General features: G+C 53.4%; 22 protein-coding genes and 1 tRNA gene. 8 read left to right on the top strand and 15 right to left on the bottom strand.

What is annotated here, in order from left to right; genetic code table 11:
* The first annotated feature begins 2 nt into the window (after nt 1-2).
* From lapB to yciH, 3 genes are all read left to right on the top strand, one after another.
* Nucleotides 3-1172, top strand: a complete 1170-nt coding sequence (lapB, locus tag OGY62_RS09905; protein ID WP_012132243.1) for a lipopolysaccharide assembly protein LapB — start codon at nt 3-5, stop codon at nt 1170-1172.
* A gap of 189 nt (nt 1173-1361) precedes the next feature.
* The gene (gene pyrF / locus OGY62_RS09900; RefSeq protein ID WP_286459688.1) at nt 1362-2099 is read left to right on the top strand and encodes an orotidine-5'-phosphate decarboxylase; all 738 of its coding nucleotides are present in this window, start codon (nt 1362-1364) and stop codon (nt 2097-2099) included.
* Complete coding sequence (gene yciH / locus OGY62_RS09895; protein ID WP_058669222.1) at nt 2099-2425, top strand: stress response translation initiation inhibitor YciH; 327 nt, start codon at nt 2099-2101, stop codon at nt 2423-2425. Before pyrF ends, yciH begins: the two co-directional genes overlap by 1 nt.
* A gap of 112 nt (nt 2426-2537) precedes the next feature.
* On the opposite strand, the gene osmB is transcribed toward yciH, so the two are convergent.
* The 7 genes from osmB to fabI form a co-directional block, all read right to left on the bottom strand.
* Nucleotides 2538-2756, bottom strand: coding sequence for an osmotically-inducible lipoprotein OsmB (gene osmB, locus OGY62_RS09890; protein WP_012132246.1), 219 nt, complete (start codon nt 2754-2756; stop codon nt 2538-2540).
* A 279-nt stretch (nt 2757-3035) separates the two neighbouring features.
* Nucleotides 3036-3788, bottom strand: a complete 753-nt coding sequence (yciT, locus tag OGY62_RS09885; RefSeq protein WP_024130303.1) for a DNA-binding transcriptional regulator YciT — start codon at nt 3786-3788, stop codon at nt 3036-3038.
* Nucleotides 3789-3876: 88 nt separating this feature from the next.
* Nucleotides 3877-4059: a YciZ family protein gene (locus OGY62_RS09880; RefSeq protein ID WP_024130304.1), complete on the bottom strand. Its 183-nt coding sequence runs from the start codon at nt 4057-4059 to the stop codon at nt 3877-3879.
* Nucleotides 4060-4242: 183 nt separating this feature from the next.
* Nucleotides 4243-6234, bottom strand: a complete 1992-nt coding sequence (gene pdeR / locus OGY62_RS09875; protein WP_047463555.1) for a cyclic di-GMP phosphodiesterase — start codon at nt 6232-6234, stop codon at nt 4243-4245.
* Between the two features lie 248 nt (nt 6235-6482).
* The gene (locus OGY62_RS09870) at nt 6483-8417 is read right to left on the bottom strand and encodes an exoribonuclease II (RefSeq protein WP_060816072.1); all 1935 of its coding nucleotides are present in this window, start codon (nt 8415-8417) and stop codon (nt 6483-6485) included.
* Nucleotides 8418-8505: 88 nt separating this feature from the next.
* Complete coding sequence (locus OGY62_RS09865) at nt 8506-9663, bottom strand: carboxymuconolactone decarboxylase family protein (RefSeq protein ID WP_230032093.1); 1158 nt, start codon at nt 9661-9663, stop codon at nt 8506-8508.
* Nucleotides 9664-9906: 243 nt separating this feature from the next.
* Complete coding sequence (gene fabI / locus OGY62_RS09860; protein WP_024130306.1) at nt 9907-10695, bottom strand: enoyl-ACP reductase FabI; 789 nt, start codon at nt 10693-10695, stop codon at nt 9907-9909.
* A 477-nt stretch (nt 10696-11172) separates the two neighbouring features.
* On the opposite strand from fabI, the gene OGY62_RS09855 reads away from it, so the two are divergent.
* A tRNA-Thr gene (locus OGY62_RS09855) sits at nt 11173-11248 on the top strand.
* A gap of 109 nt (nt 11249-11357) precedes the next feature.
* Here the strand turns inward: OGY62_RS09855 and OGY62_RS09850 are convergent.
* The 8 genes from OGY62_RS09850 to pspF form a co-directional block, all read right to left on the bottom strand.
* Nucleotides 11358-12191: an SdiA-regulated domain-containing protein gene (locus tag OGY62_RS09850; protein WP_012132255.1), complete on the bottom strand. Its 834-nt coding sequence runs from the start codon at nt 12189-12191 to the stop codon at nt 11358-11360.
* Between the two features lie 85 nt (nt 12192-12276).
* Nucleotides 12277-13083, bottom strand: a complete 807-nt coding sequence (sapF, locus tag OGY62_RS09845; RefSeq protein ID WP_012132256.1) for a peptide ABC transporter ATP-binding protein SapF — start codon at nt 13081-13083, stop codon at nt 12277-12279.
* 1 nt (nt 13084) lies between these two features.
* Nucleotides 13085-14077 (bottom strand): peptide ABC transporter ATP-binding protein SapD, encoded by a 993-nt coding sequence (gene sapD / locus OGY62_RS09840; protein WP_012132257.1) that lies wholly within the window; start codon nt 14075-14077, stop codon nt 13085-13087.
* Nucleotides 14077-14967: a peptide ABC transporter permease SapC gene (sapC, locus tag OGY62_RS09835; RefSeq protein ID WP_012132258.1), complete on the bottom strand. Its 891-nt coding sequence runs from the start codon at nt 14965-14967 to the stop codon at nt 14077-14079. Before sapC ends, sapD begins: the two co-directional genes overlap by 1 nt.
* Nucleotides 14954-15919, bottom strand: a complete 966-nt coding sequence (sapB, locus tag OGY62_RS09830; protein ID WP_047463560.1) for a peptide ABC transporter permease SapB — start codon at nt 15917-15919, stop codon at nt 14954-14956. Before sapB ends, sapC begins: the two co-directional genes overlap by 14 nt.
* Nucleotides 15916-17559 (bottom strand): ABC transporter substrate-binding protein SapA, encoded by a 1644-nt coding sequence (gene sapA / locus OGY62_RS09825; RefSeq protein ID WP_286459686.1) that lies wholly within the window; start codon nt 17557-17559, stop codon nt 15916-15918. Before sapA ends, sapB begins: the two co-directional genes overlap by 4 nt.
* Before the next feature lie 178 nt (nt 17560-17737).
* Nucleotides 17738-18238 carry a DUF3828 domain-containing protein gene (locus OGY62_RS09820; protein WP_286459683.1) on the bottom strand — a complete coding sequence of 167 codons (501 nt, stop codon included), beginning with the start codon at nt 18236-18238 and terminating at the stop codon, nt 17738-17740.
* Between the two features lie 178 nt (nt 18239-18416).
* Nucleotides 18417-19391 carry a phage shock protein operon transcriptional activator gene (gene pspF / locus OGY62_RS09815; RefSeq protein WP_110494213.1) on the bottom strand — a complete coding sequence of 325 codons (975 nt, stop codon included), beginning with the start codon at nt 19389-19391 and terminating at the stop codon, nt 18417-18419.
* Between the two features lie 172 nt (nt 19392-19563).
* Here pspF and pspA point away from each other — a divergent pair, with 172 nt between their 5' ends.
* Genes pspA through pspD form a run of 4 tightly spaced genes read left to right on the top strand, consistent with a single transcriptional unit; the run spans nt 19564 to nt 21102 of the window.
* Nucleotides 19564-20232 carry a phage shock protein PspA gene (pspA, locus tag OGY62_RS09810; protein ID WP_012132265.1) on the top strand — a complete coding sequence of 223 codons (669 nt, stop codon included), beginning with the start codon at nt 19564-19566 and terminating at the stop codon, nt 20230-20232.
* 54 nt (nt 20233-20286) lie between these two features.
* Nucleotides 20287-20511, top strand: coding sequence for an envelope stress response membrane protein PspB (pspB, locus tag OGY62_RS09805; protein ID WP_012132266.1), 225 nt, complete (start codon nt 20287-20289; stop codon nt 20509-20511).
* Nucleotides 20511-20870: an envelope stress response membrane protein PspC gene (pspC, locus tag OGY62_RS09800; protein ID WP_134769384.1), complete on the top strand. Its 360-nt coding sequence runs from the start codon at nt 20511-20513 to the stop codon at nt 20868-20870. Before pspB ends, pspC begins: the two co-directional genes overlap by 1 nt.
* 10 nt (nt 20871-20880) lie before the next feature.
* Complete coding sequence (gene pspD, locus OGY62_RS09795; RefSeq protein ID WP_012132268.1) at nt 20881-21102, top strand: phage shock protein PspD; 222 nt, start codon at nt 20881-20883, stop codon at nt 21100-21102.

Genomic DNA, 21102 nt, shown 5'->3' with positions numbered 1-21102 from the left:
TTATGCTGGAGTTGTTGTTTCTGCTTTTACCTGTAGCGGCAGCCTATGGCTGGTATATGGGTCGCAGAAGTGCGCAACAAACAAAACAGGACGAAGCTAACCGTCTTTCTCGCGACTATGTGGCGGGGGTTAACTTCCTCCTGAGTAACCAACAGGATAAAGCGGTGGATCTGTTCCTCGACATGCTGAAAGAGGATACCGGCACCGTTGAGGCTCATCTCACTCTTGGAAACCTGTTTCGCTCTCGCGGTGAAGTAGACCGCGCCATCCGCATCCACCAGACCTTAATGGAAAGCGCGTCGCTGACTTATGAGCAGCGTCTGCTGGCTGTGCAGCAACTGGGGCGTGATTACATGGCGGCCGGGTTGTATGACCGGGCGGAAGATATGTTCAACCAGCTTACGGATGAAACGGATTTCCGCGTAGGGGCGTTGCAACAGCTGTTGCAAATTTATCAGGCGACCAGCGACTGGCAGAAAGCGATTGATGTGGCTGAGCGGCTGGTGAAGCTCGGCAAAGATAAGCAGCGCATTGAGATCGCACATTTCTATTGTGAGCTGGCGCTGCAACAGATGGGCTGCGATGATATGGATCGCGCCATGACGTTGCTGAAAAAAGGCGCCGCCGCAGACAAAAACAGCGCCCGTGTTTCTATCATGATGGGCCGTGTGTTTATGGCAAAGGGGGAATACGCCAAAGCGGTGGAGAGCTTACAGCGGGTTATCTCCCAGGATAAAGAACTGGTCAGTGAAACGCTGGAGATGTTGCAGACGTGCTATCAGCAGCTTGGTAAAAATGATGAATGGGCGGAGTTCTTACGTCGGGCCGTGGAAGAAAACACCGGCGCCGCCGCTGAGTTGATGCTTGCCGATATTCTGGAAGCGCGGGAAGGGCACGACACTGCGCAGGTCTATATCACTCGCCAGTTACAGCGCCATCCGACCATGCGGGTGTTTCATAAGCTGATGGATTATCACCTCAATGAGGCAGAAGAAGGACGCGCGAAAGAGAGCCTGATGGTGCTGCGTGATATGGTCGGTGAGCAGGTGCGCAGCAAACCGCGTTATCGCTGCCAGAAGTGCGGGTTTACCGCCTATACCATGTACTGGCATTGTCCTTCCTGCCGGGCGTGGTCGACGATTAAACCTATTCGTGGCCTCGACGGGCAGTAGTTTTAAAAAAGTCTGTATTTTAGTTACAACATCCTATTGATTTTTACCTGTCCCTCACACTGGCATCCGGGCAATATCGCCTCGCAGAGGTACAATCGCGCCTGTTCATTTTGCCCTTGCGCAGGTAGAATGCACGCCGTTTACCCATTTCGCGCCGCACCCGGTGCCCATCATCAAGAAGGTCTGGTCATGACGTTTACTGCTTCATCTTCTTCCCGCGCTGTTACCGATTCTCCTGTCGTTGTTGCTCTGGATTACAATAATCGTGATAACGCGCTAGCTTTCGTCGACAGAATCGACCCGCGTGATTGCCGCCTGAAAGTCGGCAAAGAGATGTTCACGCTGTTCGGCCCGCAGTTAGTTCGTGATTTGCAGCAGCGCGGCTTCGATATCTTTCTTGACCTGAAATTTCATGATATTCCAAATACCACGGCACATGCCGTTGCGGCGGCGGCAGATCTGGGCGTATGGATGGTTAACGTCCATGCGTCGGGTGGGGCGCGAATGATGACCGCAGCGCGCGAAGCCTTACTGCCGCTGGGTAAGGATGCGCCATTGCTGATTGCGGTGACGGTACTGACCAGCATGGAAGCCAGCGATCTGGCGGATCTTGGCGTGACATTGTCACCGGCTGAGCATGCGGAACGTCTGGCGCGCCTGACGCAAAATTGTGGGCTGGATGGCGTGGTCTGCTCGGCGCAGGAAGCGGTGCGCTTTAAGCAGGAATTTGGCACAGAGTTTAAGCTGGTAACGCCGGGTATTCGTCCTCAGGGGTCTGACGCTGGCGATCAGCGCCGTATCATGACGCCGGAACAGGCGATGGCGGCGGGCGTGGACTATATGGTTATAGGACGACCGGTTACGCAGTCTGCTGACCCTGCGCAAACCCTGAAGGCCATTAATGCCTCACTGAAACGGGGAGCCTGATGAACAATTCTGACAACCGTCTGGTCTATTCCACGGAAACGGGCCGGATTGACGAACCGAAAGCGGCGGTTGAACGCCCAAAGGGTGATGGTATCGTCCGTATTCAGCGCCAGACCAGCGGGCGGAAAGGTAAGGGGGTGTGCCTCGTTACCGGCATTGATATGGATGATGCTGAACTGACCAAACTGGCCGCAGAGCTGAAGAAAAAATGCGGCTGCGGTGGGGCGGTTAAAGAGGGAATAATTGAAATTCAGGGCGATAAGCGCGATCTGATTAAATCATTACTGGAAGCCAAAGGAATGAAAGTTAAACTGGCGGGCGGCTAATGAAAAAAGCCACGATAGTTATTTATCGTGGCTTTAAATTTCACTGTGTATATTTAGAGTAAAGACCTGTAAAGAATTACCGTATTATTATTTCGAGCCGGTCGACCGTAGATTATTTACCTACCTGATGGCCGATAACACCACCTACCGCAGCCCCGCCAAGCGTACCCAGCGTGCTACCGTCAGTTAAAATGGCACCGCCCAACGCCCCAGCCCCTGCACCGATCGCAGTGTTACGGTCACGTTTAGACCAATTAGAGCAAGCGCTCAGAGACATCGCCAGGGTAATTGCCAGAACAGCGGCGGTCATTTTTTTGCTCGTCATAAACATAATACTTTCTCCTGAATAATTGATTCACGGAAGTAAGTTCTCTTTAATTATAGCTAAAATGATGTTCATTAAAGCCATTAAAGAGACTGTCCGCAAAACCTCGTTGCGCAGGGGTAACAGCTTAAAATCACGCAGGTGATAGTCACTTCCTGTTATATCGCTAATATAAATTTTACGACTTTACCCTGTTAATAACAGGTAAATAGTCTTAATTAGATTGTCGGAAAAATCTCAGAGGGGAGAGATGATTTGCCATACGGCAAATCATCTGCAATACGCTCAGGCACGAGGTTCGATGATGTTCACCGTCAGCCCGGTGCGTTCCAGTTGCATTTGATGGTCCGCACTTATTCTGGAATCGGTGATCACGCGGCTAAAACGTGTTAACGGCCCCAGCGTATAAGGATGTACTGCGCCGAATTTAGAGCTGTCCGTCAGAACAATGGCTTCAGAGCCTTTTTCCAGTACGGCGTTAACCACATCCGATCGCATCATGTCCCGTCCGGTAAACCCGGTATCCGGCTGCCAGCCATCGATACCGATAAAGGCCTTACTGAAGTGAACCTGCTGGATAAACTGGCGGGTCAATGGCCCGACCATACTTTCACTTTTTTTCTGGTAGATTCCGCCAAGGAGGATCACTTCGCACGGCGTCTCTTTGAGCAAGTGAGCGATATAGCTACTCACCGTAATAATGGTGACATCCTTTTGTTCCGCTAACGTTCTGGCCAGCAGGGCATTGCTGCTGCCGTTTTCAATAAACACCGATTCGCCGGGGCTGACCAGTGATGCGGCAAATTCAGCCAGTTCGCGTTTGAGCGTGTAATTGGTCATCATGCGCGTTTCGACGTCATCGCTGTCCAGCGAGACGGCAAAACCATGCGCACGGCGCAGATAGCTCTGTTTTTCCAGGGTGTTAAGATCCTGTCGGATCGTGACTTCAGAGACGCCGGTGATTTTCGCCAGCTCAGCCACGCTCATCTGGCCTTTATCAATGACCATTTGCAAAATTGATTGTTGTCGGGAATTCATAATTTTAATTTTTATAACGGTATCAGTACCGGGGAGTATAAGGGATGCTGCGTTTCCTGAGTCAGGTGCCACGAAAAGCTCGCGTCACTTAGATCTCCCACGGAGCCCGGGGTTTCGTCGAGGAGGCGTCGGTATCTTCTTTCACCTGACTTAACAACTCCGCTTTAAGAATTTCAAGGTTGTGGATGGCAGAGTGGTAATCGCCAGCAACAAGGATATCCAGCACGGTATCAATGCGTTCGGCAACACGTTGGGCGTCGATATCAGACATGGTTATCATCCTTACGTCAAAAATGTATGAATTTCATGATGCAGAAAATAATGCCAAAAGAGAAGGGGAAAAACAGGATTCGCCAAAACCATTGGGTAATATTATATATTCTGTTATTACATGCAGATAAGTTTGTTACCAGAGGTCTCTTACCCTGTCCCGAACGCCTGTTTTTTGCCCATCTCAGCGCATCTTTTTATTCAGATAACGTTTATACCAGCGTTCAAAAGCGGCGGCGGGCATGGGTTTGGCAAACAGGAAACCCTGGCGCTCGTTGACGCCATTCTTGGTTAAAAACGCATCTTCTTTTGCGCTTTCGACGCCTTCCGCAATCACCTGTAGATTTAACGCCTGCGCTACGGCGACGATCGCGCGTACTAACGATTGCGAAACCGACCGCTTATGAATGTCTCTGACAAACGTCTGATCCAGCTTGACCGCATCAATGGGGAAGCGGGCAAGCTGAGAAAGCGACGAGTAGCCGGTGCCAAAATCGTCCAGATGTATCTGTGCGCCAAGCTGGCTGAATTGCTGGATGACGGTCAGCGCCAGCTCTTCGTTTTCAATCAAACAGCTTTCTGTCAGTTCGACATCAATCGGGCAATATTCGAAGTTCAGTTCATGAAGCACCTGCTTCAGGTCGGTAAAAATAGTTTGATCCGCGAGCTGGCGGGCGGATACATTCACCGCGACGCGCAGGTTGATGCCTTTGCTGCGCCATTTGGCGACCTGCCGTACAACATCCATCATCACCCATCGCCCCAGCGGGACAATCAGCCCAGACTCTTCGGCGTAGGAGATAAACTCCAGCGGGGGAATTAACCCGCGTTCCGGTGATTGCCAGCGCACCAGCGCTTCGAGGCTGCGGACTTCGCCGCGCCAGGTCATCTTCGGCTGGTAGTGGATCAGGAGCTGATCGTTTTCCAGCGCTTTGCGCAGATTGGTGTCCAGCCAAAGATACTCAAAGACGCGCTGGTTCATCTCGGGGGAGAACACGCAAAACTGTCCACGTCCGCCTTCTTTCGCGGTGTACATTGCGGTATCCGCATTACGAATCACGCTTTCGCTGTCATGCCCATGCTGCGGCGCAAGGGCGATACCGATAGAACAGCCGGTATACACCTCGATAAGGCCAATGCGAAAGGGTTGACGTAAGCGTGTGAGAATTCGCGATGCCATAGCCTCCAGCGACCCTTGCGAAGTCTGCGTGGCGAGAACGATAAACTCATCGCCGCCGAGGCGGGCCAGCAGTTGATTCTCCTCAAGGCAACTCAGGATCGCCAGCGAGACGGCCTGTAGCAGCTGGTCTCCAAACATATGCCCGTAGGCGTCGTTCACCCTTTTGAAGTTGTCCAGGTCCAGATAGACGATACCAACCTGATTGTCGCCCGCGTTTTCAATGGCATCGTTAATCAGCTCATGAATGGCATTCCGGTTAGGCAGCCCGGTGATTGTGTCCGTATTCGCCAGTACGCGTAAACGCTCCTGCGTACGCCGCTCCTCGGTAATGTCGGTGCCTGAACAGATTAAAAAGATTTCGTTCTTACCGCTGCCGCTATGGACAAATTTATTCCGAAACAGAAACAGGCGCTGGCCTTTGCGGGTCTTTACCCAGCGTTCGATCTCATAAGAGTTGCCGTTGCGGAAAAAACCGCTGATGTTGCGCCTGGAGGCTGCGGCTTCGCGCCGGCTCATAAATAATTTGAAGACGCTTTGCCCAATGACGTCATGCTCTTTTAACCCGGTGTATTCTTCGCAAAGACGGTTAAAACGCTGGATATTCCCGCGGCTGTCAAGGATCACGATCGCTGAGTTGGCCTCTGATACCACCTGCTCGGCAAAGGAAAGTCCCAGAACGGCCTCCTGCGTATCTGAGGGCGCATCATGCCAGACCGATACGTTTCCTGCCCATTCGCGCTTGTTGATTTTTCGCCCGACAAGTTGCACGGGAACGGCATTATGTTCACCGGGAAGGGTGAGTAACAGGCTTGACGTGATGACGGTCATCTCCCGGATGCGGTCAGCCTGCTCGGAAGATAACGCAACGGTCTGGTCAGCGTCGGCAGCCTCAGTCGCGGATAAACGCAGGGTGTCGCAGTCATCCGATAAACGCCAGTAAGGGCTATGGGTTCCCAAATCGCTAAACAATGAAACAGGCTCCAGAACGTCTTTCATGATGCTTACCATCCCGTTTAAAGCGCATACAGCCTCAGGAGAAAGGTTAGCCATGATTCGTACGAGGTAATTATGGCTGAACATATTGTTTTACTTATGTATTTATATGTAATCCAGATTCAGAAAAAAGCATAGCGAGCGGATAAAAATAATTCTGAACGGATGAGTGAAGTGTAGCGTGCGGTGGGTGGGGCGGGCAGAAAAAAAACGGCCTTTCCGGTTAAAGAAAGGCCGCTACATCAAAAACGTCAGGCGACAGGCCGGGCGATAATGCTACGGGTTTCCATGCGAACTTCCGCGATCGTTACATCGATCACATCCGTCACTTTGTATACCGTTTCACCTTTGATCTGCACGGTGCCGCTTTCCTGGCTGCAAACCAGCTCGTCACGTACGGCATGCAGGAACGGCGCCGGGATAAAGGCCATTGCGCCATTATCGACCAGGCGAACGCGCATCCCGCCGCGGCTGATATCAACGATTTCCGCCGCAAAGCGTGTTTCTGTACCGGCTTTATCATTCAGGAAACGCGCATATAACCAGTCTCCGACGTCACGTTCCGCCATACGGTTCAGGCGGCGGCGTTCAGCCATCTGCTGCGTTGTCTCTTCCTGTGGACGCGCGATGGTTTCGCCTTTGATGACGGCCTTCAGCAGGCGGTGGTTAATCATGTCGCCGTATTTACGAATCGGAGAGGTCCAGGTTGCATACGCTTCCAGACCCAGTCCAAAGTGAGGGCCCGGTTCGGTGCTGATCTCTGCGAATGACTGGAAGCGACGAATACGGCTGTCCAGGAAACCGGACGGTTGGGCATCCAGCTCGCGGCGCAGTTTGCAGAAACCTTCCAGGGTTAATACGTCTCCTGCGTCAACGTGCAGGCCATGCGTTTTCAACAACGCTGCCAGCGCGTCGGCGTTGGCCGGGTCAAAGCCCATATGAACGTTGTAAATACCAAAGCCCAGTTTGTCGCGCAGCACGCGGGCGGCGCAAATGTTCGCCGCGATCATGGACTCTTCCACAATGCGGTTCGCAATGCGGCGAGGTTCCGCGACGATATCCAGCACTTCGCCTTTCTCTCCAAGAATAAAGCGATAGTCCGGGCGATCTTTGAACACCAGCGCATGGTTGTGACGCCATTCGCCACGGCTCAGGCAAATGCGCTGGAGCAGGCGGATCTGTTGGGCGATAGCGTCACTCTCAGGCTGCCAGCTACCGGTATTTTCCAGCCAGTCGGAGACATTGTCGTAGGCCAGTTTGGCTTTCGACTTGATCGTGGCCGCAAAGAAGGTGATGTCATCTTCAATAGTGCCGTCGGCGGCAATGGTCATGCGGCAGGCCAGTGCCGGACGAACTTCCTGCGCGCGCAGGGAGCAGAGGTCGTCAGACAGTTCGCGCGGCAACATCGGGATGTTGAAGCCCGGCAGATAGTTGGTAAACGCCCGGATTTTTGCGATGTTATCCAGCTTGCTGCCTTCCGCAATCCACGCGGTCGGATCAGCAATCGCAACCGTCAGTTGCAGCTTACCTTCGCCCAACTCTTGCGCATAAAGGGCGTCATCCATGTCTTCGGTGCTGGCGCTGTCGATAGTGACAAAATCCAGCGCGGTCAGATCCTGGCGTACCAGACCTTCATCAAGCATTTCTGTCGCCGCGCCGTTCGGCGCTTCTTTTTCGAGATTATGGCGAGCCAGCGTGACCCACCACGGTACGAAGTGGTCGTCGGCGAAGGTGATGAACTGGGTTAACTCGGCGTAGAAAGAGCGGTCGCCTTTCAGCGGATGACGGCGCATTTCAGCAACGGCCCAGTCACCCTCTTTAAATTCGTGTTCCACGCCACGGGCGGCACGGCATGGGATAGCGTCTTTCAGCAACGGATGATCCGGTACGATGGACAGACGATCGTTTTTACCCTGGATTTTGCCCACGAAGCGGGTCAGGAACGGCTCGATCAGTTCTTCTGGCTCGGCGGACTCGCGTTCTTTTTCCGTATGGATCACCGCGACAATACGGTCGCCATGCATGACTTTTTTCATCTGCGGCGGCGGGATGAAATAACTTTTTTGTGCATCGACTTCCAGGAAGCCAAAGCCTTTTTCCGTGGCTTTTACCACCCCTTCAGCACGCGGCGTCTGGGAATGTAGTTGCTGTTTAAGCTGCGCTAGCAGCGGGTTGTCCTGAAACATAATTGTCTATTTTCGTGGCCAAAAGAGCGGCTGACAGTTTTACGCGATTCTGCCTGGCGCAGCAAGCGCTCTTTCAGTAAAGGCGCGGTTAATGTGTTTCGCCCAACGCGATTTTTAAACGGTTCAACCAACCGCACAATCCGCACCAGCCCAGCAAGTTGACGGCCTGTTCCAGTGACGCCCCTTGTTCGAGTAACGGCGTGAATTGCGCAGCGCTAAAACGATCGGGCGCCCTGGTCAGCCATTGTATCGCTTGCGTGACAGGACGCTCAACCGGATGTTGGCTTTCCCAGTGCTGTATCTCCCGTTCACCCCGGCGGAACACCGAAATTGTCTCTGCCCATTCGCCCGCGTGGCGCGACTGTTCATTAAAACAGGCGACGCTGCCATTGATGCGCGACGTGAGCAGCGTGGCGAGCGAGAGCGACGCCGGTGGCGCATCCGTACGCAGGGCGCTGGTGAGTAGTGTGCCAAGCAAAGAAAGCAGGGCGGGTTCGTGAACCAGGACTGGCGCGAGCGTCAGCAGTTCTGCAACCGGCTGATGGTGAGACAGGCACTCCAGCTGTTCGGCGCTGGCGTAACGTATTTCCACGCCTTCCTGAGCCGGGTGCCATTGCGCGTCCTTTTCCTGGAAAAGCTGCGCATCGGCGAATTGCTGTATATCCAGGCCCGGCACCCAGCGGACGGGGTGTCCATGATAAGCCTGGAATATCGCCACGACGCGCGCTTGAAAACCCACAAAACCAATAATCTGGTTTATCAGAATGATGTCGCAGGTTGTCAGACCCACATCGTCAAGATGCTGGCGGTCGCGGGCATTAATGACCGCAGGGGAACTGGCCAGTTGACGCGCGTATTGCGTGATTTGCGCCAGTCGGTGGTTACTCTCCCGGGAAGAGTCCGGGCCGGGAAGCGGGGTTAGTCGCGCGGCGTAATGGTTACAGAGCCGCTGTACGCCATAGACCTGGGCAACGGTCAATGCGGTACTCATTCGTTCATAGGCGCTGAACGTGTGGAGACGATTCTGTGTGACGCGCTCGGGAAAGAGGCGTTGAGCAAGTTGACGGGCAGGGTGCAACCAGGACTGAAAGGGTAAAAGCACGTCTTCGGCGATCGCTAAATCCAGCAGAAAACTGTCCTCGACGTTCGCGGCTTCCGGCACCAGCGGGAGAACCTCTTGCGGATAAGTGCTGGACTGGGTTTCATGATACCAGTGGCTTTTGCCTTCAATTCGGCGTTGTTCCATGGGCGTTCCTTGGTCTAAAAGTGGCGACCCGGACACGTCGTCGTCGAATCACGCCGGATCGTTTTCGCTGCATTATCCTGGCGTAAGCAAGAGAGGGGATAAAAGATTGTTAGGTGATAATAAATATCAGAATGATATATACCGCGATGCGACAGCGCGCGAAGAATGGAAGGGGGTGAAAGGCGTCATCAGAGAAGGGAATAATGGGCGACGCTGCGCCGCCCATTGCGGGAAGTGAAACGATTATTTCAGTTCCAGTTCGTTCATGGCTGCGATGCTGAAACCGCCGTCGACGTGAACGACTTCACCGGAGATACCGGCAGACAGATCGGAGCACAGGAAGGCGGCAGAGTTGCCCACATCTTCAATGGTAACGGTGCGGCGAATCGGCGTAACCGCTTCGCAATGCGACAGCATTTTACGGAAATCTTTGATGCCGGATGCGGCCAGAGTACGGATCGGACCTGCGGAGATTGCGTTAACACGAACGCCTTCCGGGCCCATCGCGTTAGCCATGTAACGCACGTTTGCTTCCAGAGACGCTTTTGCCAGACCCATGACGTTGTAGTTCGGGATTGCGCGCTCAGCACCCAGATAAGACAGGGTCAGCAGGGCGGAACCCGGATTCAGCATGGTACGGCAAGCTTTTGCCATCGCCACAAAGCTGTAAGAGCTGATGTCGTGCGCGATTTTAAAGCCTTCACGGGTAACGGCATTCACATAGTCGCCATCCAGCTGATCGCCAGGTGCGAAGCCGATAGAGTGAACGAAACCGTCGAATTTCGGCCAGACTTTACCCAGCTCGGCAAACATAGCGTCGATGCTGGCATCTTCAGCCACATCACACTGCAACACGATGCTGGAATCCAGTTGAGCGGCAAACTCTTCCACGCGGCCTTTCAGTTTGTCGTTCTGGTAGGTGAACGCCAGTTCAGCTCCTTCGCGGCGCATCGCCTGAGCGATACCGTAGGCGATGGACAATTTGCTGGCAACACCCGTTACCAGAATGCGCTTACCGGAAAGAAAACCCATAGCTTTAATCCTTATAGTCATTACTTATTTTTTGCTTTTAATATCAATAAATTAAAAGCAACATTTCAAAGTTATTCGAAATTAGCTCGAAATTATATCCCACTCACAGCCCTTTGTGTCACGATATTTTTCCGTCATTTCCCGTGACTTAGCTCCGGGGCGGCGCAGGACGAGCCTGTTCACTTTCGATATTTTCCTGCATCCGTCCAGTATATCACCCGCTATCAGGTTCGCCTCATCCAACCAGCACGAGCGGGCGACGCGCTGCGAATATAAGGGATAAATACATTTGGACGAATCATAATGGTTGCATGACTAATTCTACTTATGTATTATTCGCAGCCGGTTCGTTATGACGCGTAAGTGCGTGATAACTCACAAGAACCGTCAAACCGCCATTAGCTCATCTGGAAGAGCGAACGACATTTGTTGTGGGTGTTGTAGGGAACGGGGTTCGAGGCCTCGATGGCGGCCCAGGCCGACTTAGCTCAGTAGGTAGAGCAACTGACTTGTAATCAGTAGGTCACCAGTTCGATTCCGGTAGTCGGCACCATTTCAAACGTTTCCAGTGTTTTCTGACTTCACAAAAGCCCGCGTATCGCCGTTTCTCCTCTCCCGTCAAAACCGCGCGTCAACGGGAAAGAAGAGTCTGAACTTACGGTTTACCTGCCAGTCGAGACCTTTTCAAATCGATAAAACAGGTTCGGCTCACTCATAATATAAATGTTGCCGGCCTTATCCATCGACACGCCTTCAGGTTGCGGGATATCTTCCTCAAGACCATTTTCGCCCTGCGTTAATGACATCCGGCGCAGCACATTGCCGTTCAGGTCTATCTCTGTCAGGCTGCGTGACTCATCAGATAAGATCAGCAGATGTTCACCGTGGATGTGAAGGGCGGAGATATCGTCTACGTCCAGATTTTTAATCAGATCATCCAGTGGGACGATCTCAGAAAAATGAGTAAGGCCGCCGTCGCTTTGGGTTCGGTACAGCATGACCGGTTTACGTTCTTTGGCGAAATAGAGTTCATTTCGTCCGGCCATCCAGGCAATGCCTTCGATTCCCCGGTTGCGCGCGTTCTCAAACAGGTCTGTTTCTATTTTTCTCACTGACCTGATGTCCAGATCCTGGCTGAGCTGGTAAACATACATCGCGGAGTCTGCTTCATCGACCAGTAAGTATGTCCCGTTACCCGCGTATTCAATTGATTCAGCATCTTTAATCCGATCTGCGATGCTTTTTCTGGCGAGTATTTCTCCATTTTTAGACAGTTTGAGGATGGTGGCGGGTCTGTTGAGGGTGGCGACAAAAACATCTTCTTCGGGCACGTAGCTCAGGGAGGATAAATTGTCGATCCCGGACAACGGTTTTTTGAAGTCCAGAGTGTAGCCGAATGCCGGTTCAGTCTGGTTGTCAGCGCGAGTGAATGCGAAAGCAGACGCCAGTAGCACAGCCAGCGCCAGACACAGGATCAGCCAGGAATATTTTCTCATGGGCGCTCCTGCATTCGGGGCGCGTGGTGGATGACCAAATGGCCGTTAATTGATTCAGACAACAACATCATAACGCTCCTTCAGGCTAGCGATCTTTTCGCCAGGCGTCGGCGGTGAGGGCTTCGCCGAAGTGTCCTGCGATCAAACGGCGGGTGAGTTCATGTAACGGAGAGGCGAGAACATCAGCAGTGCTGCCGCGTTCGACCACTTCGCCCTGGTGCATGACCAGCACCTGATCGCTGATGTGTTTCATCATCCCCAGATGCTGAGTGACGTAGATATACGAAATCCCCTGTTTTTCCTGGAGTTCCAGCATCAGGTTGATGAGCTGCGAGCGCATCGACATATCGAGCGAAGCCAGCGCTTCGTCGGCGATGATCACCTTCGGGCGTAAAATCAGGGCGCGGGCTAATCCCAGACGCTGTTTCTGCCCTGGCGCCAGCATGTGCGGATAATAGCTGACGTGGTCAGGGAGAAGGCCGACCATCCGCATGGTTTCAATAATCTGCTTACGTCGCTGCTCCGGTTCCAGATCGGTATTCAACCGCAGCGGGAAATCCAGAATCTGCGAGATGCGCTGTCGTGGATTGAGTGACGTTGACGGGTCCTGAAAAATCATGCGGATGCGCTGGCTGCGAAACGAGTAGTCGCCGTATTTCAGCGGATGATCGTCAATCAGCAGTTCGCCGCTGGTCGGCGCGATCATTCCTGCCAGCATTTTCGCCAGCGTGGATTTGCCGGAGCCATTCTCGCCAATAATGGCGAGCGTCTGGCGTTCGCGTAAGGTGAAGCTGAGCGGCTTTACCGCCTCGACGGTCTGACGCCGGAACCATCCTGTACGGTAGCGGAAGGTTTTACTCAGGTTACGCACTTCGAGCAGGGTTTCCACCATGTCACTCTTTCTCCATATTCAGCGGAAAATGACAGGCGTAGAGATGATTCTTCGCCCCGGTCAGACGCGGGGTTTCAATGCATTCTCGTTGAGCATACGGGCAACGCGGCCCCAGACGACAACCTATCGGTAATTGTTCCAGCAGCGGGATTGCCCCTGGCATGGTATTCAGGCGGCTTTTATGCGGCATGGCGCTGCCAAAATCCGGTATCGCGCGGATGAGCGCCTGAGTATAAGGGTGGTGAGGCGTCGCCACCAGATCCTTACTGGGCGCAGTTTCAACCGTCTGCCCGCAATACAGAACGTTGATTTTGTCTGCCCACTGGCTGAGCATTTGCAGGTCATGGCTGATCAGCAAAATAGTGGTATTGCTGTTCTGGTTCAGGCGCGTCAGCAGGCGGAAAATCTGCGCCTGGGTGGTGGGTTCCATCGCGTTGGTCGGTTCGTCGGCAATCAGCAAGCGCGGCTGATTGGCGAGCGCAATGGCGATCATGACTTTCTGACATTCGCCATCCGTCAGCTCATACGGAAAACTGCGCATCGCGTCTTTGTGATCTTTAATGCCGACCCGGTGCAACAGTTCAATGGCACGGCGTTTTCGCCAGCCAATACGCTGCCACCAGCGACCTTTATAGGTCCAGGCGGGAATATTCTGCATCAGTTGACGGCCAATGCGCTCCGAAGGATCAAGGCACGACTGCGGTTCCTGAAAGATCATCGACACGTTATGGCCGACCAGTTTGCGGCGCTCGCGTGCGGAAAGACGCAGCAGGTCGATATCGTCAAAGCGCATACGGTCGGCGGTGACGCGCCAGTTGTCTTTCGCCACACCGCAAATGGCTTTCGCAATCAGGCTTTTCCCGGAGCCGGATTCGCCGACCAGTCCACGAATTTCCCCTTCATTTAACGTCATACTGACCCGATCTACGGCTTTAACCCAGTCTTCGCCGGTTTTAAATTCAATGGTCAGGTTACGGATATCCAGTAACGGCATTATTCCACCCCCGCGATAATCGCGCGCCGGATGCCGTCGCCGAGCAGGTTCACCAGCAGAACGCTGATCATAATTGCCGCGCCAGGTAACATCACCGTCCACGGCGCAACATATATTAGCTCCAGCGCGTCGCCGAGCATGGCGCCCCATTCAGGAGAGGGGAGTTGCGCGCCGAGGTCGAGAAAACCGAGCGCAGCGATATCGAGGATCGCCATCGACAACGCGCGGGTGATTTCGGTAATCAGACCGGCGGTAATATTGGGCAGAATGGCAAACCAGAGAATATTGAGCGTGGTGGCACCGTCGAGGCGCGCGGCGATCACATACTCTTTTTCCAGCTCGTCATGCACCATGCTGTAGACCGAGCGCACCATACGCGGCAGCAGTGCGAGCCAGACGGCAAACATTGCGTGACTCAGATGCGGCCCGGCAAAGGCAACAACGATAATCGCCAACAGCAACGACGGAATAGAAAGCAGGGTGTCCAGAATATGGTTGAGTACGGCGGAGCGTAAGCCGTGCGTAGCCCCGGCGACAACGCCCAGAATCAGGCCGCACAGCGTTGCCGCCAGCGTGACGATAAACGCGCCGCCGACGGTGGGCGCCGCGCCGCTCAGCAGGCGACTTAAAACGTCACGCCCCAGATCGTCCGTTCCCAGAAAAAACGAGACTTCGCCATAGCGCGACCAGGACGGCGGCAGCAACTGGTAGCCGAGGAACTGCTGATCGATGCCGTAGGGAGCAAACCAACTGCCAAAAATACACAGCACCACCAGACCTGCGCAGCCGTAAAGACCGACCATCGCAGAAGCGTCGCCATAAAATTTGCGCCAGGCAGTGCGCAGCGTTCCCGGTGGGCGCTTTTCGCTGTACACACTATCGTAAGGCATACCATTCCTTATGTTTCAGAGGGTTAGCCATAGCACCCAAAATATCAGAGATCACGTTGACGATAATCACCAGCGAACCAACCACCATTACGCCTGCGGAAATAGCGGCGTAGTCCTGCTGGCGGATAGCGTTGATCAACCAGCGTCCCAGCCCCGGCCAGCTAAAGACCATCTCGGTGATCATCGCCAGCGTCAGCATGGTGGAAAACTGCAAGCCGAGACGCGGGATCACCGGCGGCAGCGCGTTGTGCAGCACATGCCGACGCAGAATCGTCAGCCGTGACAGACCGCGCGTCGCCGCTGCCTTCACGTAATTCTGGTCATACACTTCAATAGTGCTGATGCGCATCAGACGAATCACTTCCGTGGTGGGGGCGACGGCCAGCGTCAGCACCGGCAATACCATATGGCGCACTGCGCTCATCACCATCTCATCGCGCCAGGGCGAGTCGGAAATCCAGGCATCAATAATGGCGAAACCGGTGACCGGCTTCACTTCGTAAAGCAGATCAAAACGACCTGATACCGGCAGCCAGCCGAGCGTGAGCGAGAAAAACAGCGTCAACAGCAGCGCCAGCCAGAAGACCGGAATCGAAAATCCCACTAAAGCGAGGGCGCTGATGAAACGGTCTGGCCATTTATTCCGCGTTACGCCTGCCAGCATCCCCACCGGGATTCCGACCATCAGGGCAAAGCCGAAAGCGAGAATGCACAGCTCCATCGTGGCGGGAAAAACCTCTTTGAGCTGTTCGGAGATCAGCTGGCCGTTAATGCTGGAAACGCCAAAATCCCAGTGGATCAGGCTGTTAAACCAGAAAACCCAGGCGTTCCACAACGATGCGCCCTGTAATGGCGCATGGGGCGTGAAATAGCTCAGGCTAAAGCCGATAAAGGTCAGAAAGAACAGCGTGACCAACAGCAGCAGAAACCGACGCAGGGTGAAAATAATCATGGTTTTTTCACCTCATCTTCTTTTTCCCGCGAAACACCGGCAAACGAGGCGTTACCAAAGGGACTTAAAACCAGCCCTTTAATATCATAGCGATAAGCCTGTAAACGCAGCGAGGAGGCGAGCGGCAGTATCGGCAGCTCTTTTGCCAGAATATTTTGCGCTTCATCATACGCGTCAATACGCGCCGCAAGCTGCTGGGACGAGAGCGCTTTTCGCAGAATGCCGTCAAACTCAGGATGGCACCAGTGTGCAAAGTTGGTTTGTGAGTTAATGGCGGCGCAGCTCAGCAACGGCCTGAAGAAACTGTCTGGATCGTTACTGTCGGTTGCCCAACCGGACAACGTCAGATCATGGTTCATGTCCATCAACCGCGCCTCCTGGAAACGACCTTCTACCGGAACAATCACCACTTTTACGCCGACCTGCGCCATATCCGCCTGGATCAGCTCGGCGGTTTTCAGCGGGCTGGGGTTCCAGGCCTGGGAACTGGTCGGCACCCACAGCTGTAGCGTTAAGTTTTCCAGCCCCAGCGCTTTCAACTGCTCGCGGGATTTAGCCGGATTGTATTCTGTAATTTTAGCCTCGTTGTCATAGGCCCACGAGGCGCGCGGCAAAATAGAGGCGGCGGTTTCTGCTGTACCGTAGTAGATCGACTGCATCAGCCGCTGGTTGTTGATCGACAACGCCAGCGCATGGCGCACGGCGGGATTATTCAGCGGCGGCTTATCGGTATTAAAGGCCAGGTAGGCGATGTTCATACCGGGGCGCAGCGTCAGACGCAGGCGCGGATCGTCGCGCAGAATCGTGAGTTGACTGGCGGCGGGCCAGGCCAGCACATCGCATTCGCCGGTGAGCAATTTCGATAAACGGCCTGTGCCGCCGGAGCCTAAGTCAACCACCACCTGCGGCATCAGCGGTTTACCACGCCAGAATCCCTCATGACGTTGCAGACGAATATATTGTCCGGCGCGATATTCCGAGAGCTGGAACGGGCCGGTGCCGATCGGCTGGCGGTCAATCAGTTCCGGGTGATCCTGCTTTGTCAGCTGCGCCGCATATTCCGCTGACATGACCGACGCATAGTGCGTCGCCAGATGCCATAAGAAGGAGGCGTCTGGTTGGGTCAGGCGAAATTCGACAATATTGTTGTCCAGCTTACGCACGCTCTGTACGTTATCGGCAAACTGCAAACTGTCGAAATAGGGAAAGCTGCCGCCGTTAACGTTATGCCAGGGATGTTTGCGATCAAAAATGCGCTCGAAGGTAAACACCACGTCATCCGCGTTCAGCTTGCGGGTAGGGGTGAACCAGGCGGTCTTCTGGAAAGAGACGTTGCGACGCAGGTGGAAACGGTAGGTCGCGCCGTTGTCCAGCACTTCCCAGCTTTCTGCCAGTTCCGGTACCAGACGATAAGTATAAGGGTCCACATCCAGCAGTCTGTCATACAGCTGGGCGGCAAGCGTATCAACGATCAGGCCGCTGCTCGCTTTTTGTGGATTGAAGGTGTTGACCTGCCCACTGACGCAATAGACAAAACCGCTGTCGCGAATATCAGCATGCATAGTCGGTTCAGGCGCAGCCGCAGCCTGACCACTCAGGAGTCCAGTCATCACGATCAGAGACGATAAAACCAGGCGCATAATTTTTAAGGTTTTTAGATTCGATCTGCAAAGTGTATCGCACTTCGGCCCGCCAGGTAAAAATGACTGCGGACAACTGGCGTAAATGTACACAATTGCAATGAAGGAATCGTCATACTGGTTGAATAAACACCAAAGGAAATGCCCGTTCAGTTAAGTTACGGGCTTTGATACATGATTACTTCAGGCTTACGTTTCGCAATATTTTCTGGCCTGCGACAGATTGTACTTTCCAGGTACCGTTTTCTTTCACCATGCAGTCTATTACGGTGTGTTTCTGTTCAGCGCCGAAAGAGACATAAACCTGTGTACATACGGGATCTAAGTCTGATGAGACGATCTCTATTTGCTGCCAGTCATCGTCAAAATCCTGGGCTTTGATGAACATATCAGAATCGGGTACATCTTCGGAGTCTGGGTCTGCTGTATTTGAGGCCTTTAACGCAGCAATGGTGTTTGCTGTAACGTAGGGCTGGAGTCCCTCATAATCAGCCAGTGGATTTTTCTCCTGTATTAACTGGGATATGTACCAGCGATTAAATGTTAAAGCTGTAGCTTCGGGTCCGCCGGGAGACAACGCCGCAAAAGCAGAAGAGCTGATTAACAAGCCAGCCAGGCTCGCACCCATCATAGCGTGTCTGCGTGCGTATTCTACGGTTGCGTGTTTATCCCAATTCATGGCATTTCCCTTGTATGCAAAATCGTTGGGTATAACATTACGCTGGAAATTCAATCACCTTTGTAATTATTTTTATTATGTTATTAACCAATATCGAAATTAATTATAAAGAAAACCTCATTAATTCACTTAACATATTACCCCCACAGAATGAGAACAACTGTCCCGGGCATGAGCGCTAAATCTGATGTTTTTTGAGCAATGCGCGCAACTGGTGGTAGGTCAGACCCAGCAATTCTGCTGCCCGTTTTTGATTAAATTTCGCCTGTTGCAGGCTGATTTGCAGAAAGTCTTTCTCCTGCTGTTGCTGAAATTCGCGTAAATCCAGCGGCAATGATGGCGCAGAAACGGGCGTTTCCGACGGCGTCGGTTCGGGAATGTCACGCTTAAACGGGTCGATGATAATTTCATCTAACGGATAATCGCTGCTGCCATGCCGATAAACCGAACGTTCAACCACGTTTTTCAGCTCACGAATATTTCCCGGCCAGCGGTACTGAAGCAGGGTTTCTCTCGCCCGCGCGGTAAAACCCGGGAAGAGGGGCAGATGAATCTCACGGCACATCTGAATGGCAAAGTGTTCGGCCATTAACATGATGTCGCTTTGACGCTGGCGTAAAGGGGGAAGCTGCACGACGTCGAAAGCGAGCCGGTCCAGCAGATCGGCGCGAAATGTCCCTTCGCTCACCATTTGTGGCAAATCGGCATTTGTCGCGCAGACCAGACGCACATTAACCTGCAACGGCTGGCTGCCGCCGACGCGCTCCAGCTCGCCGTATTCGATCACCCGCAGCAGTTTTTCCTGAACCAGCATGGGAGCGGTCGCCAGCTCATCCAAAAAGAGCGTACCGCCATCGGCGCGTTCAAAGCGCCCGGGATGACGTTTTTGCGCGCCGGTAAATGCGCCTGCCTCATGACCAAATAACTCGGAGTCGAGCAGGTTTTCATTGAGCGCGGCGCAGTTAAGGGAGATGAACGGCCCTTGCCAGCGCGTTGAGAGAAAATGCAGCCGGTTGGCGATCAGCTCTTTCCCTGTTCCGCGTTCGCCAATGATAAGCACGGGTTTATCCAGCGGCGCCAGATGGGAAACCTGCTCCAGCACTTCAAGAAAGCTGTTGGCTTCGCCGAGAAGGTTATCTTTGTATTCTGCCATGATGAGATTCACCACTTGTTAGTGTTATTCACCACTTTAGCCTATTTCTCTCGTGAGGTAAAATCGTACATTGTTTTAATAATCAATAAATTAAAAAGTTGGCACGCAGATTGTATTAACCCTGTAGCAGGGCATAGCCCGATATCAGAACATACCGTGTGAGGATTGAATTATGGGTATTTTTTCTCGTTTTGCCGACATCGTGAACGCCAACATTAATGCGCTGCTGGAAAAAGCGGAAGATCCGCAAAAGCTGGTGCGCCTGATGATTCAGGAAATGGAAGATACGCTGGTGGAAGTCCGTTCTAATTCCGCGCGCGCGCTGGCAGAAAAGAAACAGTTATCCCGTCGCATTGAGCAGGCCGCCGCGCAACAGGCGGAGTGGCAGGAGAAAGCCGAGCTGGCGCTGCGTAAAGATAAAGAGGATCTGGCGCGCGCCGCGCTGATTGAGAAACAAAAACTGACGGATTTGATCGCCACCCTCGATCAGGAAGCGGCACTGGTTGACGACACGCTGGTGCGGATGAAGAAAGAGATTGGCGAGCTGGAAAATAAACTCAGTGAAACCCGTGCCCGTCAGCAGGCATTGACGTTGCGCCACCAGGCGGCAAGCTCTTCCCGTGATGTTCGTCGTCAACTGGACAGCGGCAAACTGGATGAGGCTATGGCGCGTTTTGAATCGTTTGAACGCCGTATCGATCAGATGGAGGCGGAAGCGGAAAGCCAAAACTTTGGCAAGCAGAGAACCCTGGATCAGCAGTTTGCCGATCTGAAAGCAGATGATGAAATCAGCGAACAACTGGCGCAGTTGAAAGCCAAAATGAAGCAAGATAACCAATAATAATACCTGGCGGCGCCCGAACGCGCCGCCGCTCATCACCTGTAAGGAGCACTCATGAGCGCGTTATTTCTGGCCATACCGTTAACCATTTTCGTGCTGTTTGTGTTACCGATTTGGTTATGGCTGCATTACAGCAACCGTTCCGGTCGGGGCGAACTGTCGCAAAGCGAACAGCAACGTTTAATGCAGCTAACCGACGAAGCGCAACGCATGCGCGAGCGTATTCAGGCGCTGGAAGCCATTCTTGACGCCGAACATCCGAACTGGAGGGATCGCTAATGGGAGGAATTAACCTGAACAAGAAATTATGGCGTATGCCGCAGCAGGGGATGGTGCGAGGGGTGTGTGCCGGTATCGCGCAGTACCTTGATGTACCGGTGAAACTGGTGCGTATCCTGGTGGTGTTGTCGATCTTCTTTGGTCTGGCATTTTTCACCCTGGTGGCTTACATCATTCTCTCTTTTGTACTGGACCCGATGCCGGACAGCATGGCAACGGGCGAGCAACAGCCTTCCAGCGGTGAACTGTTAGATGCGGTGGATCGTGAACTGGTCGCAGGCGAAAAACGTTTACGCGAAATGGAGCGCTATGTGACCTCTGATACCTTCACGTTACGCAGCCGCTTCCGTCAATTGTAAGAGGACAGAGATGAATACTCGCTGGCAACGCGCCGGGCAAAAGGTGAAGCCGGGCTTTAAACTTGCAGGGAAGCTGGTTCTCCTGACCGCGTTACGCTACGGTCCCGCAGGCGTAGCGGGGTGGGCGGTGAAATCCGTGGCCCGGCGCCCGCTGAAGATGTTGCTGGCGTTGGCGCTTGAGCCTTTACTGAGCCGGGCAGCGGCTAAATTATCCCGGCGTTATGGGCGATAA

The sequence above is a fragment of the Citrobacter sp. CK198 genome, from assembly GCF_030333295.1.
Classification (GTDB): domain Bacteria; phylum Pseudomonadota; class Gammaproteobacteria; order Enterobacterales; family Enterobacteriaceae; genus Citrobacter_B; species Citrobacter_B koseri.
This window is presented reverse-complemented; position numbering and strand designations above follow the sequence as displayed.